Source organism: Roseomonas chloroacetimidivorans (genome assembly GCF_049629625.1).
In the GTDB taxonomy this organism is placed as follows: Bacteria; Pseudomonadota; Alphaproteobacteria; order Acetobacterales; family Acetobacteraceae; genus Roseomonas; species Roseomonas chloroacetimidivorans.
Window position 1 is genome coordinate 85,954 of the sequence record NZ_JBNBZS010000008.1, and the last position, 16,907, is coordinate 102,860.

Consider the following 16,907-nt stretch of genomic DNA (forward strand, 5'->3'; position numbering starts at 1 on the left):
CAGCCTTCTGGAGAGACACACGCATGAGCGAGTTCAGGATCCTCGGCATTTCCGGCAGCCTCCGGAACGGCTCCCACAACACCGCCGCCCTGCGCGCGGCGGCGGAGCTCGCGCCCGAGGGCGTGACTGTCACGATCTATGAGGGGCTGGGCGACATCCCGCCCTATAACGACGACGTCCGTACGGGCAGCGGCTACCCCGAATCCGTGGAGGCCTTCCGCCGCGCCCTCCGTGCCGCCGACGCGGTGCTGATCGCGACGCCCGAGTACAATTACTCCATCCCCGGCGTGCTGAAGAACGCCATCGACTGGGCCTCCCGCCCGCCCGAGCAGCCCTTCGACAACAAGCCCATCGCCATCATGGGCGCCAGCCAGGGCCTGCTCGGCACCGCCCGCGCGCAATACGACCTGCGCAAGATGTGCGTCTTCCTCAATGCCTATCCGTTGAACAAGCCGGAGGTGTTCATCGCCCAGTCCGGCGCCAAGATCGGCGCCGATGGTCGGCTGACCGATGAGGCCACGCGCGGCTTCATCGCGCAGCTCGTCGTGGCGCTGCGGGACTGGGCCCAGCGCATCAAGGCCTGAGGAGACCGTCGCGCGCCCCCTTGGCGGGGCGCGCGATCCCGGCCTAGCCTGCATGCGGGACGCTTCACGGCCGATGGTGGAACCGGGCAAACCGGGCGCCGAAACCAACACTGGGACGGACGGAGACAACGCTTGGCCTATGCCCTGCAGCAGCTGATCAACGGTGTCGCGCTGGGCATGATCTACGGATTGATCGCGGTGGGCTACACGATGGTCTACGGGATCATCGGCATGATCAACTTCGCCCATGGCGACATCTTCATGGTCGGTGCCTTTATCTCCCTCATCTCCTTCGTGCTGATCAGCACGGGCGGATGGGCGGCCGGCCCCGGTGCAATCCTTCTCGTGCTGCTCGTCTCCATGGCCGTCACCGCCCTTTATGGCTGGTCGGTGGAGCGTGTGGCTTACCGCCCGCTGCGGGGTTCCTTCCGCCTGGCGCCCCTGATCTCCGCCATCGGCATGTCCATCGTGCTGCAGAACTATGTGCAGGTCGCCCAGGGCGCGCGGGTGAAGCCGATCGAGTCCCTCGTCACCGGCGGGGTGGAAATCTGGCACGGCAATGGCTTCGCCGTCTCCATCTCCACCATGCAGGCCATGATCGTCATTGTGACGCTGGCTGTGCTGGCGATCTTCACCTGGCTCGTCACACGAACACCGCTTGGCCGGGCCATGCGCGCCTGCGAACAGGATCGGAAGATGGCAGGGTTGCTGGGCGTCGACACCGACCGCACCATCAGCATCACCTTCGTCATCGGCGCGGCGCTCGCCGCCGTGGCCGGCACCATGTACCTGCTGCGCTATGGCGTGATCGACTTTTACATCGGCTTCCTCGCGGGGGTGAAAGCCTTCACCGCCGCCGTGCTTGGCGGCATCGGTTCCCTGCCCGGCGCGGTGCTCGGCGGCCTCCTGATCGGCTTGATCGAGACCTTCTGGAGCGCCTATTTCACTGTCGAATACAAAGATGTTGCTACCTTCGCGATTCTGGTGGTCACGCTGATCTTCATGCCCACCGGCCTGCTCGGCCGCGCGGAGGTCGAAAAGGTATGAGCGGCGCCGGATCCGTCCTCGGCACGCCGCATGAGGGCGGCGTGCCCCGCAGCGACGATGGCGTGCCCGAACCCGGCGAGATGGGCGGCATCCCGCGCGCGCCCATCCCCGCCAGCCCGCGCCCGCCCCTGACCCATGCGCTGCGCGACGCCGCCATCGCCGCCCTCGTCGCCGCTGTGCTCTTTGTCCCGCTGGTCGGGTTGCGCACGGATGTCGGCCCCGGCGGCGGCGGCCTGATCCTCCGCACGCGCTGGAGCGACGTGGCCATCCTCGTCGCCATCACCTTCGCGGGCCGCCTGCTCCTCAATATCTGGGAGCATTTCCGCCCCGCTTCCTCGCCGCGCTCCGCCCGCCGCACGGCACTGCTGACCCGCATTGGCACCTTCGTGGCGCCTCTCCTGCTGATCTTTGCCATCTCCTTCCCGATGTTGCCCGGCACGTCGCGCTACGGGCTCGATCTCGGCATTCTCGTCCTGACCTATGTGATGCTGGGCTGGGGGCTGAACATCGTGGTTGGCCTCGCTGGGCTGCTGGACCTCGGCTATGTCGCCTTCTACGCCGTCGGCGCCTATGCCTACGCGCTGCTCTCCACGACCTTCGGCCTCTCCTTCTGGATCTGCCTGCCGCTCGCCGGCATCCTCGCAGCCTTCTGGGGCGTGGCCCTCGGCTTTCCCGTGCTGCGCCTGCGCGGCGACTACCTGGCCATCGTGACACTCGCCTTCGGCGAGATCATCCGTATCGTCCTGATAAATTGGGTCTCCCTCACCGGCGGCCCGAACGGCATCTCCGGCATTCCCCGTCCCACCTTCTTCGGCCTCAGCTTCAGTGCGGGCGGCGGCCCCGGCTCCTTCGCCGACTTTTTCGGCTTGGAACCCTCCCCCACCCATCGCGTGGTCTTCCTCTACTACGTCATCCTGGTCCTCGCCCTGCTGACGAACTGGGTGACGCTCCGCCTGCGCCGCCAGCCCCTGGGCCGCGCCTGGGAAGCGCTGCGGGAGGATGAGATCGCCTGCCGCGCCCTGGGCATTAACGTGACCAACACGAAGCTGACGGCCTTCGCCATCGGCGCCATGTTCGGCGGCTTTGCCGGCGCCTTCTTCGCCACCCGCCAGGCCTTCATCAGCCCGGAAAGCTTCACCTTCATCGAGAGCGCCATCATCCTCGCCATCGTCGTGCTGGGCGGCCTCGGCAGCCAGCTCGGCGTCGCCCTGGCCGCGCTGGTGATGATCGGTGGCTTCGAGGCCTTCCGTGACCTCGAGGAATGGCGAATGCTCGTCTTCGGCGGCGCCATGGTGGTGATCATGGTCTGGCGCCCGCGCGGCCTCGTCTCCACCCGCTCGCCTTCCATCTCCCTCGGCAAGCGCAAAGCCATCTCGGGCGATCTGGTCGGAGAGGGCCACGGATGAGCACGCCCATCCTGCAGGTCCACGACCTCGTCATGCGCTTCGGCGGGCTGACTGCCGTGGATCATGTCTCCTTCGAAGCGGTGGCGGGCGACATCACCGCCATCATTGGCCCGAACGGCGCCGGCAAGACCACCGTCTTCAACCTGATCACCGGCTTCTACACGCCCACGGCGGGCGAGATCATCCTGCATGGCCGCGACGGCCAGCGTGCGCTGCACACCACGCCCGGCCACCGCATCGCCCGGGCGGGTGTGGCGCGCACCTTCCAGAACATCCGTCTTTTCCCCGGCATGACCGTGCTGGAGAACCTGCTGGTCGCGCAGCATAACCGCCTCCAGGCCGCGACGGGATTCGGCATCGCCGCCATTCTCGGAATCGGCGGCTACCGCGCCGCCGAGCGCGCGGCGGTGGAGCGTGCGAGGCGGTGGCTGGAAGCCACCCGGCTTCTGGACCGCGCCGACGACGCCGCCGGCAGCCTTCCCTATGGCGCGCAGCGGCGTCTGGAAATCGCGCGCGCCATGTGCACCGACCCCGTCCTGCTCTGCCTTGACGAACCCGCCGCTGGCCTGAACCCCCGCGAGTCCGAGGAGCTGGCCAAGTTGATGCGCCTGATTCGTGCGGGTGGGTGCTCCATCCTGCTCATCGAACACGACATGGGCGTCGTGATGAAAATCTCAGACCGCGTGGTGGTGCTGGACCACGGCAAGAAGATCGCCGATGGCACGCCTGCCCAGATACGGGCGGATGAGAAGGTGATCGCCGCCTATCTCGGCACCGGAGACGAAGACGAGGAATCGTCGGCGGCGGCGGAGGACGCGGCGTGACAGCCATGCTGCGGATGGAAGGCGTCACCGCCGCCTATGGCGCGGTGGAAGCGCTGAAGGGCGTTTCCATCCATGTGGGTGCCGGCGAGATCGTGACCCTGATCGGCGCCAATGGCGCCGGCAAGTCCACGCTGCTGATGACCATCTTCGGCTCCCCCCGTGCGCAGCAGGGCCGCATCACCTTCGAGGGCCGCGATATCACCACCCTTCCCATGCACCAGATCGCACGGGCCGGAATCGCGCAATCACCCGAAGGCCGCCGCATCTTCCCGCGCATGACGGTGCGGGAGAACCTGTTGATGGGCGCGCAGGCCATGGGCGTCGATCCCGCGCCCGGGCTGGAACAAGCCTTCGCTCTCTTTCCTCGCCTGAAGGAACGCGAAGCGCAGCGCGGCGGCACCCTCTCGGGCGGGGAGCAGCAGATGCTCGCCATCGCGCGGGCCCTGATGTCGAAGCCGCGCCTTCTGCTGCTGGACGAACCCTCTCTCGGCCTCGCGCCCCTGGTGGTCCGGCAGATCTTCTCTGCCATTCGCACGCTGAACGCGGAAACCGGGCTGACCGTGCTGCTGGTGGAGCAGAACGCCAACCAGGCGCTGCGGCTCGCGCATCGGGGCTATGTGCTGGTGACCGGGCGCATCACGCTCGAAGGCACAGGCTCCGATCTACTGGCCCGGCAGGAGATCCGCGACGCCTATCTCGGAACCCATTGAAGACAAGCCGGACCAAGCCCTAGGCTTCCGTTACCCCAGTGAACCGGAGGATCTCCCCGATGACCATTCAGCGCCGCACCCTTCTCGGTGCCTCGCTTGCGGCACCCGTGATCCTTTCGGCCGGCGGCGCCATGGCGCAGGGCCGTACCGTCCGCGTCGCGGTGGCCGGCCCGCTCACCGGCTCCAACGCCGCCTTCGGCGCGCAGATGCGCAACGGCGCCGAGCAGGCCCTGGCCGACATCAACGCCGCTGGCGGCGTGCTGGGCCAGCAGCTCGCGCTTGAGGTGGGCGACGACGCCTGCGATCCACGCCAGGCGGTATCGGTGGCCAATCAGCTTGCCGGGCGGCAGGTCCGGCTGGTGCTCGGGCATTTCTGCTCCAGCGCCTCCATCCCTGCGAGCAAGGTCTATACGGAGGAAGGCGTGCTGCAGATCAGCCCCGCTTCCACCAACCCGCGCTTCACCGACGAAGGCTCCTGGAACACCTTCCGCACCTGCGGGCGTGACGACCAGCAGGGCGCCGTGGCCGGCAAGTACATCGCCGAGCATTTCAAAGGAAAGAAGGTCGCCCTGCTCCACGACAACTCCGCCTATGGCAAGGGGCTGGCGGACGAGACGAAGAAGGCGTTGAACGCCGCAGGCGTGACGGAGACGATCTACGCCGCCTACACGCCGGGCGAGCGCGACTACAACGCCATCGTCTCCCGCCTGAAGGCCGGGAATATCGAGGTGATCTATCTCGGCGGCTACCATACAGAGGGCGGCCTGATCATCCGGCAGGCCAAGGAGCAGGGGCTGAACGCCACCCTGATCGGCGGCGATGCCCTGGTGACGAATGAGTTCTGGCAGATTTCGGGCGCCGCCGGCGAGGGCACGATGATGACCTTCTCCTCCGACCCGCGGAAGCGCCCGCAGGCGGCGGAGGTGGTGCAGCGCTTCCGCGCCAAGAATATCGATCCGGAGGGCTACGTTCTTTATACCTATGCGGCGTTGCAGATCTGGGCTGAAGCCGCGAAGAAGGCGAACAGCATCGAACCTCGCAAGGTGGCCGACACGATGAAGTCGGGCGGTCCGTGGCAGACGGTGCTCGGCCCGATCAGCTTCGACCGCAAGGGCGATGTGACCGTGCCGGACTACGTCTTCTATGTCTGGAAGAACGGCAGCTATGCCGAGGTGTCTTGAAAACGGCCTTCCAGCGATCCATCTGCGCTCACGTCAACAACATGAAAGGAGGTGATCCGGTGTCTCATCGCATCAACCAGGTCCTCGCGGCCGCCACTCGGATCACCGTCGGCGGGTGAGCACGACTGTCTGAGGCCAAGGGCTGAAGACATGAAGCGTGCTCCTCCAACAATCCGGCGGGTCACCGTTTGACGCGGGCCGCGAACCGGCCACGCGATGGGAAGCCCCCGGCGGGAAACCGCCGGGGGCTTCTGCGTTTCAGGGCACCGGCCGTAGAAGAAGGCAGCCCTGCGGCCACAGCCGGTGTTGCCGGCAAGACATAGCTTTCCGTTCAGCCGTTCCGCTGGGGCAACCGGGCCGTCCGGATGTCGTTGCACGGCCAGGCCAGCAAGGCCCAATGAAGGAAAGCAGGACCATGTCCGGCACCAGTCAGTCACAATACCAGTCATCCCCGCCCGGCATGCCCGAAGGGGCCCCTGTGCTGCGGCACCGCGTCTCCTGGGCGGCTATCCTGGCGGGGGCGCTCGTCGCCATTGCCATTGGTATCGCCCTTAACCTCCTGGGGGCTGGCATCGGCCTGACCACGGTCGATGCCCAGGCCCGCGACACGCCCACCGCCAGCACGCTCGGCATCGCAGCCGGCATCTGGATGCTCGTGTCGAACCTCCTCGGTCTCGCCCTGGGCGGCTATGTCGCCGCGCGCCTCTCCGGCACCGCGGATGGGCAGGATGCCACCCTGCACGGCGCCGCCGTCTGGGCCACCGCAAGCCTCATCTCCGTCCTGCTGCTGGGCAGCATGGCCACAAGCGCGACCCAGACGGCCACGAGTGCCGTTTCAAACGTCGTCGGGGGAATTGGCCAGGCCGCTGGGCAAGCAGCCCAGTCCATGGCGCCGCAGGTTGACCCCAACGCCCTGGTGGACCGCGCCCGCATCGCCCTGTCCGGCCCCGCCGACCCGGCACGCATGACGCCGGAACAGCGCGGAGCCGAGATCGGCGAGTTGGTCGCCAAGCGGGCGGCCAATGGCAACCTGTCCGACGCGGACCGCACCCGCCTGAACCGCCTTGTCGCCGCCGAGGCAGGCATCCCCGAGGACGAGGCTGGCGCCCGCGTCCGGGCCTATGAGGAGGAGGCCCAGCGGACCGCCCAGCAGGCCGAGCAGCGGGCGCGCGAGGCCGCCGACGCTGCGGCGCGCGCTGCCTCCATTGCTGCCTACTGGGGCTTCGCCGTACTCGCCCTGGGCGCGCTCGCCGCGATCCTCGGGGCCCGCACCGGCACGCGGGACCTGATCCACCTGACCAGCCAGCGCCGGATGGTCTGAGGCTCACGCGGGCCGCTCGGCTGGCCCGGGGGAAGCGGCGCTTCCCCCGGGTCCTTCGGGCGCGAGCCGGATGTAGCGGGCTGGCGCGGCTCAGCCGCGCCAGAACCACTCAGTCGCGCGCCGCAAGCTTGTCTTGCGTCTTCGTTTCGAAATCGCTGGCGTCATGGCGCTCATGCAGCTGGCTTGCAGGCTCGCCGGAGACGCGGTTCACCATCCGCCCACGCTGCACTGCCGGCCGTGCGCCGACCGCATCGGCCCAGCGCTGCACATTCTTGTATTCCTGCACCTGCAGGAACTCCGCCGCGTCATACAGCCAGCCTTTCACCAGGCCGCCATACCAGGGCCAGATGGCCATATCGGCGATGGTGTAATCGGGGCCCGCCACATATTCGCTTTCGGCCAGCCGGCGATCGAGCACGTCCAGCTGACGCTTCACCTCCATCGCGAACCGATCGATGGCATATTCGATCTTCGTCGGCGCGTAGGCGTAGAAGTGGCCCAATCCCCCGCCCAGATAGGGCGCGCTCCCGACCTGCCAGAACAGCCATGACAGGCATTCGGCGCGGGCAGCGACATCGGTCGGCAGGAAGGCCCCGAACTTCTCGGCCAGATGCATCAGAATGGCGCCGGACTCGAAGACCCGGATCGGCGTCGGGCCACTGCGGTCCACCATGGCCGGGATCTTGGAGTTCGGATTGACGGCGACGAAACCGCTTCCGAACTGATCGCCTTCGCCGATCCGGATCAGCCAGGCATCATATTCCGCGCCACGGTGGCCGAGGGCCAGCAGCTCCTCAAACATGATGGTGACCTTCACGCCGTTCGGCGTTCCCAGCGAATAGAGCTGGAAAGGGTGGCGGCCGACCGGAAGTTCCTTGTCATGCGTCGGCCCCGCGATGGGGCGGTTGATACTCGCGAACCGGCCTCCGCTGGCTTTGTTCCAGGTCCAGACCTTCGGTGGCGTGTAATCGGACGAGCTGGTCATATGCAAAGCTCCAGGTAGTCGGTCAGGGCACGCGATCGCGGCGTACGACCGCGTTCAAAGCATTCTCCGTGCACAAGCGTTCACTTCAAATGCTCTCAAAGCAGACACTCAGCCAGGCAGCCCGACCGGGTGGTAATTGCGCGAGAACCAGATCAGCGCCGGCCGTGGCGCGCCCAGGCGGATGGCACGCACCTGAGCGAAGATCACGCTGTGCGTGCCCTTCTCCAGCACCTCCTCCACCACGCAATCCAGGGCGGCCACCGCGTCCTCGAGCACCGGCGCCCCGGTGGCCAGGGTCGTCCAGCTTCCCTCGGCGAAGCGCGCCGCCTGATTAGCACCGGTGAAGCCCGCGAAGAGGTTGGACAGCGCCTGATCCTGCCCGGACAGCACATTGACGCAGAGCACGCCATTCGCCTTCGCCGCCGGGTTGAGACTGCTGCTACGGTTCATGCAGACCAGCAGCGTGGGCGGCGAATCCGTCACGCTGCATACCGCGCTGGCGGTGATCCCCACCCGCCCGCCGAGCGGCCCATCCGTCGTGACGATGGTCACGGCGGCGCCCAGCCGGGCCATGGCATCACGGAATTCCTGGCGGCTCGGTTCCATGGCGGCGTTTCCTTCTGATGCCCGATGATATCGCTCCCTTCGGCGCCCATCGGAAGGGGCTGGATGCCGGGCGGTGCACGGGTCCAGATGGCATGCATGACCGCCGACACCACCCCTGGGCGCACCCCCCCTCGCCTGCCCCGTCGCGCCATCCTCGCGGCACCGCTCGCGGGCGCGGCGGCTCCTCCGATGCCGGGCTGGCCGGCCCTGGCGCGCGACGCCCTGGCACCGATCCGCGCGGCCGCGTCCGCCGCGGACGGCCCGGTGCTCCTGAAATCCTTCACCACCGAGGGGCGGGAGGATTTCGACTGCGTTCATGCCGAGGTGGCCTTTACCTATGACAACGCCCTGGCCGGCCTCGCCCTGCTGGCCGGTGGCGAGCGCGCCCTGGCCACCCGCATCGCCGAGGCCCTGCGCCTCGCCCAGAGCCAGGACCGCCATTGGCAGGATGGGCGCCTCCGCAACGCCTACCCCGCCGGCCGCGTCTTCCCCGAGGCCCCGCGAAGTGCCCGCCCCCCGGGCTGGTGGGATGCCGCACGCGGCCAATGGCTGGAGGACGGCTACCAGGCCGGCAGCGCCGCGGGCCCGGTGGCCTTCGCCATGCTGCTCTGGACCGCGCTGGGCGACCCGCCCTTGCGCCAGGCAGCCGAACGCGCCGCGGACTGGCTCGATACCCTGCGCGCGCCCGCCGGCTATCGCGGCGGCACGATCGGCCATGAACCCGCACCGGACGCCCTGCCCTGGGTAAGCAGCGAGCAGAACCTGGACCTCTCCATCGCCTTCGCGCGGCTGGGCCGTGCCGATGCGGCCGCCCATGCCGCCACCTTCGTTCGCTCCATGTGGCTGCCCTCGGAACGCCGCTTCGCCATGGGCCTGACCCCGGACGGCAGGATGAATCCCGGCAGCGCCCTCGATGCCAATCTCTGGCCCGCCCTGGCCTGGCCCGGCCAGGGCTTCGGGCCCGCCCTCGAATGGGTCCTCGCCCGCCACGGCCTGCCCTCCGGCGCCCCACCAGAGGAGATGGAGGGCCTGGACTTCAACGACGACCGTGACGGCATCTGGCTGGAGGGCACCGCCCAGGCCGCCCTGCTGCTGCGCCGTCTGGGCCGGCCAGCGTCGGCCGGACGCTTTGCCGCCACCATCGCTCGCCACCGCCGCCCGGATGGCTGGATCGCAGCCTCCAGCATCCCCTGGCTCACCACAGGCCTGGGCACCGGGCTAAGGCCGGGCGTTGCCGATTTCCTCTACCCCGCGCGCGGGCATCTCGCGGCGAATGCCTGGGCGGCCCTGGCCGCATTGGATGCCAGCCCCTTTGACTGACCTCGCCCCTATACACGCCAGTCCCGGCGATCCAGCGCGTACCAGACATGCCGGTGCAAGGGATGCTCCGCCGCCAGGCGCGGATGCCCGAAGAACCCGCCCCGTTGCATTCCCAGCCGCTCCATCAGTCGCCAGGACGGCTCATTCGCCGGCGCGGTGAAGGCGACGATTCGGTCCAGCCCCAGCGGCCCGAAGCCCCGGGCCAGGGCCAGCCGCGCCGCTTGCGTGGCAAGCCCGCGTCCCTGGAACTCCGGGCGGAAGCGCCAGCCGATTTCAACCGCCGGCGTGAAAGGCGCTTCGAAGGAGACGCGGAGCAAGCCGCACAGCCCGGCTAGCACCCCATCCACCTCCACGGCCCAGAAAGTGAAACCCTGCGCGGCCTGATGCGCCAGCAATCTGTCGAGAAAAGCGTCCGACTCCGCCCGGCTGAGCACCGCGGGGAAATGGCGCATCACTTGCGGATCGCCGTTCAGGGCAGCGAAAGCCAGCCTGTCCTCCTCCCGCCAGTCGCGCAGCATGACATGGCCCGGTGCGTTCATTTTCCTTCCCCCTGGCAGCCTGCCGCCCCAGGGCATAGCCTGCCAGCGGAGGAGACAACATGCCGGAACTGAGCCTCGAAGCCCTTGCCGAAGCCGTGCCGGATGGCGCGCTGCTGGCCCTGCCGCCGGACAATTCCCTGCCCTCGGTCGCCCTGGCCAAGGCCCTGGTGCGCCGGGGTGCGAAGGGCCTGCGGTTGATCGGCGTCCCCGTCTCCGGCTTCGCCACCGACCTCCTGATCGGCGCCGGCTGCGTGACGGAAGTGCAGACCAGCGCCGTCTCCCTCGGCGAGGCCGGCTTTGCCCCGCGCTTCTCCGCCGCCGTGAAGGCCGGCAGCATCACCCTGCGCGATGCCACATGCCCGGCCATCCACACCATGCTTCAGGCCGCCGAAAAGGGCGTCCCCTTCATGCCGCTCCGCGGCGTGATCGGCAGCGACATCCTGGCCCACCGCCCGGACTGGCGCGTGGTGCAGAACCCGCTTTCCGACCGCCCGGACCCGATCCTGGTCCTGCCGGCGCTGCACCCCGATGTTTCCGCCATCCACGCTGTGATGGCTGACGAAGCCGGAAATGTCTGGGTCGGCCGCCGCCGCGAATGCGCCACCCTCGCCCATGCCTCCCGCAAGCTGCTGGTGACGGTGGAGCGCGTGGTGCCCGGAAACATGCTGGAAGATGAGCGCCTCGCCCCCGGCGCCATCTCCGCCACCTATGTCGAGGCCTATGCGGTCGCCCCGCGCGGCGCGCACCCTGTGGCCCTGCTGGATGAATACGGCTTCGATGCCGCCTATGTCGCCGCCTATGCCCGTGCCGCGCGTACGGAGGAAGGCTTCGACGCCTGGGTTGCCGAACATGTCTTCGGCCGCAGCGCGCAGGTGGCCGCCGAATGAGCACCATCCAGCCCGAGGAACGCCTCGCAGCCGCCCTCGCCCGCCTGATCCTCGATCCCGCCGCCCCGCCTGTGCGCCACATCGCCGTCGGCGCCGCCTCCCCCATCCCGGCCGCCGCCTGCTGGCTGGTCGCCAAATCCGGCCACCCCGTGCGCCTCTCCCTGCTGCACAAGCGCAGCGGCAACCCCTTCACCGAAGGCACGCGCGAACTTTTCGACCTGACGGGCCAGGGCCGGATCGACCTGTTCTTCCTCGGCGGCGGCCAGATCGACGGCCAGGCCAACATCAACCTGATCGGCACGGGCGAATGGCCGGGCCAGGGCGTGCGCTTCCCCGGCAGCTTCGGCTCCGCCTTCATGTATTTCATGACCCCGCGCACCATCCTCTTCCGGGAGGAACACTCCCCCCGCGTGCTGGTGCCGCGCGTGGACCACATCTCCGCCCCCGGCGTCTCCCCGCCCGAGGTCTATCGCCGCGGCAGCGCGCAGGCCCTCGTCACGGGCCGCTGCATCTTCCGCTTCGATCCCGCGCGCGCCCGCTTCACGCTCGAAAGCGTGCATCCCGGCGAAAGCCTGGAAACCATTCGCGCCCAGACCGGCTTCGATTTCGACACGCCGCCCGAGGTTCCGGCCACGCCCGACCCGACCGATGCCGAACTGTCCTTGCTGCGTGGCCCGGTCTGTGACGAGATGGTCGAGACCTATCCCGAATTCTGCGCACGGGTCTGGGGCCGCGCCGCCGCGGCCTGATCCGCATCTGCGCCGCGCCTCAAACAGGCGCGGCGCGCCAGCTTCAGCCCAGCACCGCCACGCACTCGATCTCCAGCAGGAAGTTCGGGCGCGGCAGCGAGTATACGATGGCGGTGGTGCGCGCCGGGTATTTCCCATCAGGAAAATGCGCCGCGTAGATGCGGTTCATCTCCTCGAAATCCTCGCGCCGCGTCAGCAGCACATTCACCTTCACCACGCGGCTCCAATCGCCGCCCGCCTCCTTCAGGATGCCGGTGATGCTCTTCATCACCTGCGTCATCTGCGCGGTGAAGTCGCCGATGGCGAGCTTCCCGTTCTCGTCATAGGCCGGGATGCCCGACACATAGAGAAGATTGCCCACCTTCACCGCCGGTGAAAGGGGCGCCGCCACCTTGAACTGGTCGGCGGGCTGGATGTGCTCAAGCGGTGTCATGGCGTTCCCTGATTAACCCGGTTGCAGATTGGCGGCGCGCACGACCTCGGCATAGATCGCCGTGTCCCGCTTGATTCGCGTGACCAGCGCGTCCGGTCCGCCGGCCAGAATGTCCAGCCCCACCTCTTCCATCTTCGCCTTCGTGGCCGGGCGGTTCAGCGAATCCAGCCACGCCTTGGAAAGCGCCGCCGCCACCTCCGGCTTGGCCCCGGCCGGCATGACCACGCCATACCAGGAATCCGACACCGCCTGCGGGTAACCCAGTTCGATGAAGGTCGGCACATCCGGCAACAACCGGTGGCGCTGCTTCGCGATGATGCCCAGCGGCGTGATCTGCTTCTCCCGGATACCCTGAAGCACGTCGGGAAGATTGGCGAAGGTGTAATCCACCCGGCCGGTGATCAGATCCGTCATCATCTGCGGCGTGCCGCGGTAGGGCACGTGCTGCGCGTTCAGCCCGGCCATCAGCTTCAGATGCTCCATGCCCATGTGCTGGCTGGTGCCCTGGCCATTGCTGCCGAAGGACAGGCCCGGCCCGGGCTGCCGCGCCTTGGCGATGAACTCCTGGAAATTGGCGGCCACCGAGGGATGGCAGACCATCACATGCGGCATCTCCACTAGCAGGGCGAGCGGCGTAAAATCCGCCAGCGGATCATAGGGCTTCGGCTTGTGCAGGTTCGGGTTGACCGTGAAACTGTTGGCCACCACCAGCACGGATTGCCCATCCGGCGGCATCGCCTTGACGGCCTGCACGGCTACCAGCGTACCCGCACCCGGCCGGTTCTCCACCACCACATTCTGCCCCAGCACGGGCTGCGCGCCATCCGCCACCAGCCGCCCCACCAGGTCGATGCTGGACCCCGGCGGGAAGGGGATGACGAAGCGAATGGGGGTCGCGGGCTTCCAGTCCTGCGCCAGCGCGGGCGTGGCAAGCAGGGCGGGCACGGCAAGCAGGGAACGGCGGCGCATCGGGGCTCCTTCGGCAGTTTCGGGATCAGCGAAGCAGCCGGAACGGCAGCCACCTCATCACGCAAAAGGAACCGTTCGCAACCTCTATGCCATGCGCCCGGCCGCCGCGGCCGGGCACGTTGCCAGTGCCCAGAAGGCCTCTCCCGCCGCGCCCAGGGCAGCGGCGGGACGGATCAGGCAGATATCCAGCGGCACCTCCAGCGCCGGTGGCGCCGCGCGGCGCAGCGCCCCGGCCGCCAGATCCTCAGCGACCAGGCTCTCCGGCAGCCATGCGATTCCACGCCCACCCCGCGCCATGGTCCGCAAGGTGGCGGCGTGATGGGCGGTGAACACCGGGTCCAGCCGCGACGCCACCTCTTCCGGCAAGGCCGCCGCCAGGATGCGCCCCAGCCCTGATTCCGGGCTGTAGGCCAGGAACGACAGCTGACCCGGAACCGCCACATCCCCCGCCCCTGGCGCAGCCACCGGCACCAGCCGGTCGCCACCGACGCGATGTGCCGGAAACCGTGCGGGATCCAGGCGCGACGGCGCCGCCTCATGCCGGTGGCACAGCAGGAACTGCGCCTGCCCGCGCAGCATCAGTTCCTCGCAGGCCCGCAGGCTGTCGGAAACAAGCGCAACGGCCCCTGGCGGCGCCTCCTCCTCTAGCGCGCGCAGCCAGGCCGGAAAGAAGGTGAAGGACAGCACATGCGTGGCCGCGAAGCGCAGCGTCGCCCGTGCACGGTCGGCCGCCGCCCTCGCCGCGTCGCGTCCTTCCGCCAGACAGCGCAGCGCACCCGCCACCAGGGGCCGCAGCGCCTCTCCCGCGGGCGTCAGGGCAATCGGATGTGCTTCCCGGTCGAACAGCGGCGCCCCGGCCCAGTCCTCCAGCGCCCGGATGCGCCGGCTGAAGGCTGGCTGCGTCACGTTCCGCAGTGCGGCGGCGCGGGAGAAATTACCGGTCTCCGCGAGCGCCTGGAAATCCTCAAGCTGGCCGAGGTCCAGGGTCATGCCGATGCCTTATCACGCGAGGCGCGATTAGCATTGGCCTCCGCGCCCCGTCCAATCCATGGTCCGCCCGCCTCAAGGAGACCATCATGCGTATCGTGGACGTGCGGGAAGTGACGGCGCCAATCGCCTCCTCCATCGCCAATGCCTATATCGACTTCAGCAAGATGACGCTGTCCCTCGTCGCCGTGGTCACGGACGTGATCCGGGACGGCCGTCGCGTGGTCGGCTACGGCTTCAACTCGAATGGCCGCTACGGCCAGGGCGGCCTGATCCGTGAGCGCTTCGCCCCTCGCCTCCTCGAAGCCGATCCCAAGACCCTGGTGAACGAAGCCGGTGACAACCTGGATCCCGACAAGATCTGGGCCACCATGATGAAGAACGAGAAGCCCGGCGGCCATGGCGAGCGCTCCGTCGCGGTCGGCACCATCGACATGGCGGTCTGGGACGCGGTGGCGAAGATCGCCGGCAAGCCCCTCTTCCGCCTCCTGGCCGAGCGCCACGGGCTTGAGGCCAACCCGCGCGTCTTCGTCTATGCCGCCGGCGGCTACTACTACCCGGGCAAGGGCATCGAGCAGCTCCGCGCGGAAATGCGCAGCTACCTCGACCGTGGCTACTCCGTGGTGAAGATGAAGATCGGCAACGGCATCGAGGAGGACCGCCCGCGCATCGAGGGCGTGTTGAAGGAGCTGGACGGCAAGGCCCAGCTCGCCGTGGACGCCAATGGCCGCCTCAACCTCGAGGACGCCATCGCCTATGCCAAGATGCTCCGCGACTATCCGCTCTTCTGGTACGAGGAAGCCGGCGACCCGCTGGACTACAACCTCCAGGCCCAGCTCGCCGAATTCTACCCGGCGCCCATGGCCACCGGCGAGAACCTGTTCAGCCACCAGGATGCCCGAAACCTCATCCGCTATGGCGGCATGCGCCCGGACCGCGACTGGCTGCAATTCGACTGCGCCCTCTCCTACGGCCTGTGCGAATACCAGCGCACGCTGGAGGTGCTGAAGACCGCCGGCTGGTCGCCCAGCCGCTGCATCCCGCATGGCGGCCACCAAATGTCCCTGAACATCGCCGCCGGCCTCGGCCTGGGCGGGAATGAGAGCTACCCCGACCTGTTCCAGCCCTATGGCGGCTTCCCGGACGGGGTGCGGGTGGAAGATGGGCACATCACCATGCCCGACCTCCCCGGCATCGGCTTCGAGGGCAAGTCGGACCTGATCAGGGTGATGCGCGACCTGGCGGCCTGAGGGGGGTTGCGCCGGGCGGCGGTGGATCAGGCCTTCCAGGCCTCCATCGTCGCCCGGGCGCATTCGTGCATGACGGTCAGGGCCCGCACCGTGGTGTCCGTGCCGATCACGAAGGGGTTGCGGGAAGCAGAAGGCATGGCCGCAAGCTTCGTGATCGCCTCGTCGTAGCCCGCGTGGTTGGAGATGAAGACATCCACGTTGCGCTGGCGGGCGATGTCGCGCACGCGGGCGGTGGCATCGATGTAGCCTTGGAGGCGCTGGATACGATCGGGCTGCGCCCCGAAGTTGAACGCCGTACCGCCCCATAGAAGCGCCCGGTGCTCCTGCCCGGCCTGCCGGACGGTGAAGAGGAGGGAGATGGTGCCCCTGGTATGGCCGGGCGTCTCCAGCACCTCGATGGCGGTGTCGCCCAGCGCGATCCGCTCCCCGTTCTTCACCGAGACGTCCCGCTGGGGCGGGCGTCCCCATTCCGGCGCGTCGAATTCGAGCTTCGTCGCCATCATCGTCCAGTCGGCTTCGGACGCGACCACCTTCGGCGAGGCGACTCGCTTGACCCAGCCGACACCGCCATAGTGGTCGCCATGGCCATGGGTGATTACCACGGTCCGAATCTGCGCGGGGTCCAGGCCGAGGCGGCGCATGCCCCCGCCGATGACGCGCTCCGCCTCGTCGTCGTTGTTCAGGGCATCAATCAGGATCAGCCCATCGGAGGTGCGGATGATCCAGGCGCTGACCCAGCGGGCGCCGACGTAGAACAGGTTGTCAAAGGCCTGACCCGGGGGCGGTACAGGCTGGTTGATGAGGGGGCCGAGATTGATCTGCGGCGCGGCCGGGGGCGTGAGGGCAGTGTTGCCCAGCCGCAGATAGGCGCCGAGATCGGTGCCCGCGGCCTCCTTGGCGAGGTCGAGGTGACGCTGCACCGCCGGCGTGGCGGCGGCGCCGGCCGGCAGGGCGGGAAGCGCCATCGCGGCGCAGCACGCGCAGCCCAGCGCCAGGAAGCGGCGGCGCCCGGGCTGGACCGCCTCCGCCCGCAGGGTTGGCTTCTCGGTCTCGCGCCGAAGGAACATCGTCTCGCTCCCGCTCTCCGCGCGGTAGGAGGGCGCCAGCAC

Annotated in this window: 18 protein-coding genes; 11 read left to right on the forward strand and 7 right to left on the reverse strand. The window is 68.5% G+C overall.

Annotated features, from left to right (window positions below):
- Positions 1-23: 23 nt before the first annotated feature.
- The 7 genes from ACO1BU_RS07050 (at position 24) to ACO1BU_RS07080 (ending at position 7,073) form a co-directional block, all read left to right on the forward strand.
- Positions 24-584, forward strand: a complete 561-nt coding sequence (locus tag ACO1BU_RS07050; protein WP_424135210.1) for an NADPH-dependent FMN reductase — start codon at positions 24-26, stop codon at positions 582-584.
- 132 nt (positions 585-716) lie between these two features.
- Positions 717-1,631 carry an ABC transporter permease subunit gene (locus ACO1BU_RS07055; RefSeq protein ID WP_424135211.1) on the forward strand — a complete coding sequence of 305 codons (915 nt, stop codon included), beginning with the start codon at positions 717-719 and terminating at the stop codon, positions 1,629-1,631.
- On the forward strand, positions 1,628-3,037 hold the full coding sequence (gene livM, locus ACO1BU_RS07060) for a high-affinity branched-chain amino acid ABC transporter permease LivM (RefSeq protein ID WP_424135212.1): 1,410 nt from the start codon (positions 1,628-1,630) through the stop codon (positions 3,035-3,037). Before ACO1BU_RS07055 ends, livM begins: the two co-directional genes overlap by 4 nt.
- A complete protein-coding gene (locus tag ACO1BU_RS07065; protein WP_424135213.1) occupies positions 3,034-3,861 on the forward strand; it encodes an ABC transporter ATP-binding protein in 828 nt (275 codons plus the stop codon). The genes livM and ACO1BU_RS07065 overlap by 4 nt, the downstream gene beginning before the upstream one ends.
- A gap of 5 nt (positions 3,862-3,866) precedes the next feature.
- Complete coding sequence (locus tag ACO1BU_RS07070; RefSeq protein WP_424135256.1) at positions 3,867-4,571, forward strand: ABC transporter ATP-binding protein; 705 nt, start codon at positions 3,867-3,869, stop codon at positions 4,569-4,571.
- Between the two features lie 59 nt (positions 4,572-4,630).
- Positions 4,631-5,752 (forward strand): branched-chain amino acid ABC transporter substrate-binding protein, encoded by a 1,122-nt coding sequence (locus ACO1BU_RS07075; RefSeq protein ID WP_424135214.1) that lies wholly within the window; start codon positions 4,631-4,633, stop codon positions 5,750-5,752.
- Positions 5,753-6,167: 415 nt separating this feature from the next.
- A complete protein-coding gene (locus ACO1BU_RS07080) occupies positions 6,168-7,073 on the forward strand; it encodes a hypothetical protein (protein ID WP_424135215.1) in 906 nt (301 codons plus the stop codon).
- Between the two features lie 109 nt (positions 7,074-7,182).
- Here ACO1BU_RS07080 and yghU read toward each other — a convergent pair whose 3' ends face one another.
- Entirely contained in the window at positions 7,183-8,058 is an 876-nt protein-coding gene (yghU, locus tag ACO1BU_RS07085) for a glutathione-dependent disulfide-bond oxidoreductase (RefSeq protein ID WP_424135216.1), read from the reverse strand.
- Positions 8,059-8,166: 108 nt separating this feature from the next.
- Complete coding sequence (locus ACO1BU_RS07090; protein ID WP_424135217.1) at positions 8,167-8,664, reverse strand: flavin reductase; 498 nt, start codon at positions 8,662-8,664, stop codon at positions 8,167-8,169.
- 96 nt (positions 8,665-8,760) lie between these two features.
- On the opposite strand from ACO1BU_RS07090, the gene ACO1BU_RS07095 reads away from it, so the two are divergent.
- On the forward strand, positions 8,761-9,984 hold the full coding sequence (locus ACO1BU_RS07095; RefSeq protein WP_424135218.1) for a hypothetical protein: 1,224 nt from the start codon (positions 8,761-8,763) through the stop codon (positions 9,982-9,984).
- A gap of 8 nt (positions 9,985-9,992) precedes the next feature.
- On the opposite strand, the gene ACO1BU_RS07100 is transcribed toward ACO1BU_RS07095, so the two are convergent.
- Positions 9,993-10,523 (reverse strand): GNAT family N-acetyltransferase, encoded by a 531-nt coding sequence (locus ACO1BU_RS07100; protein WP_424135219.1) that lies wholly within the window; start codon positions 10,521-10,523, stop codon positions 9,993-9,995.
- Positions 10,524-10,582: 59 nt separating this feature from the next.
- On the opposite strand from ACO1BU_RS07100, the gene ACO1BU_RS07105 reads away from it, so the two are divergent.
- Entirely contained in the window at positions 10,583-11,410 is an 828-nt protein-coding gene (locus tag ACO1BU_RS07105; RefSeq protein ID WP_424135220.1) for a CoA transferase subunit A, read from the forward strand.
- The gene (locus ACO1BU_RS07110; RefSeq protein WP_424135221.1) at positions 11,407-12,159 is read left to right on the forward strand and encodes a CoA-transferase; all 753 of its coding nucleotides are present in this window, start codon (positions 11,407-11,409) and stop codon (positions 12,157-12,159) included. The genes ACO1BU_RS07105 and ACO1BU_RS07110 overlap by 4 nt, the downstream gene beginning before the upstream one ends.
- A gap of 43 nt (positions 12,160-12,202) precedes the next feature.
- On the opposite strand, the gene ACO1BU_RS07115 is transcribed toward ACO1BU_RS07110, so the two are convergent.
- The 3 genes from ACO1BU_RS07115 to ACO1BU_RS07125 form a co-directional block, all read right to left on the reverse strand.
- On the reverse strand, positions 12,203-12,592 hold the full coding sequence (locus ACO1BU_RS07115) for a RidA family protein (RefSeq protein ID WP_424135222.1): 390 nt from the start codon (positions 12,590-12,592) through the stop codon (positions 12,203-12,205).
- A 12-nt stretch (positions 12,593-12,604) separates the two neighbouring features.
- On the reverse strand, positions 12,605-13,561 hold the full coding sequence (locus ACO1BU_RS07120; RefSeq protein ID WP_424135223.1) for a Bug family tripartite tricarboxylate transporter substrate binding protein: 957 nt from the start codon (positions 13,559-13,561) through the stop codon (positions 12,605-12,607).
- Between the two features lie 84 nt (positions 13,562-13,645).
- Positions 13,646-14,551: a LysR family transcriptional regulator gene (locus tag ACO1BU_RS07125; RefSeq protein WP_424135224.1), complete on the reverse strand. Its 906-nt coding sequence runs from the start codon at positions 14,549-14,551 to the stop codon at positions 13,646-13,648.
- An 86-nt stretch (positions 14,552-14,637) separates the two neighbouring features.
- On the opposite strand from ACO1BU_RS07125, the gene ACO1BU_RS07130 reads away from it, so the two are divergent.
- Positions 14,638-15,798, forward strand: a complete 1,161-nt coding sequence (locus ACO1BU_RS07130) for a mandelate racemase/muconate lactonizing enzyme family protein (protein ID WP_424135225.1) — start codon at positions 14,638-14,640, stop codon at positions 15,796-15,798.
- Positions 15,799-15,824: 26 nt separating this feature from the next.
- Here ACO1BU_RS07130 and ACO1BU_RS07135 read toward each other — a convergent pair whose 3' ends face one another.
- Positions 15,825-16,499, reverse strand: a complete 675-nt coding sequence (locus ACO1BU_RS07135; protein ID WP_424135257.1) for an MBL fold metallo-hydrolase — start codon at positions 16,497-16,499, stop codon at positions 15,825-15,827.
- Between the last annotated feature and the right edge of the window lie 408 nt (positions 16,500-16,907).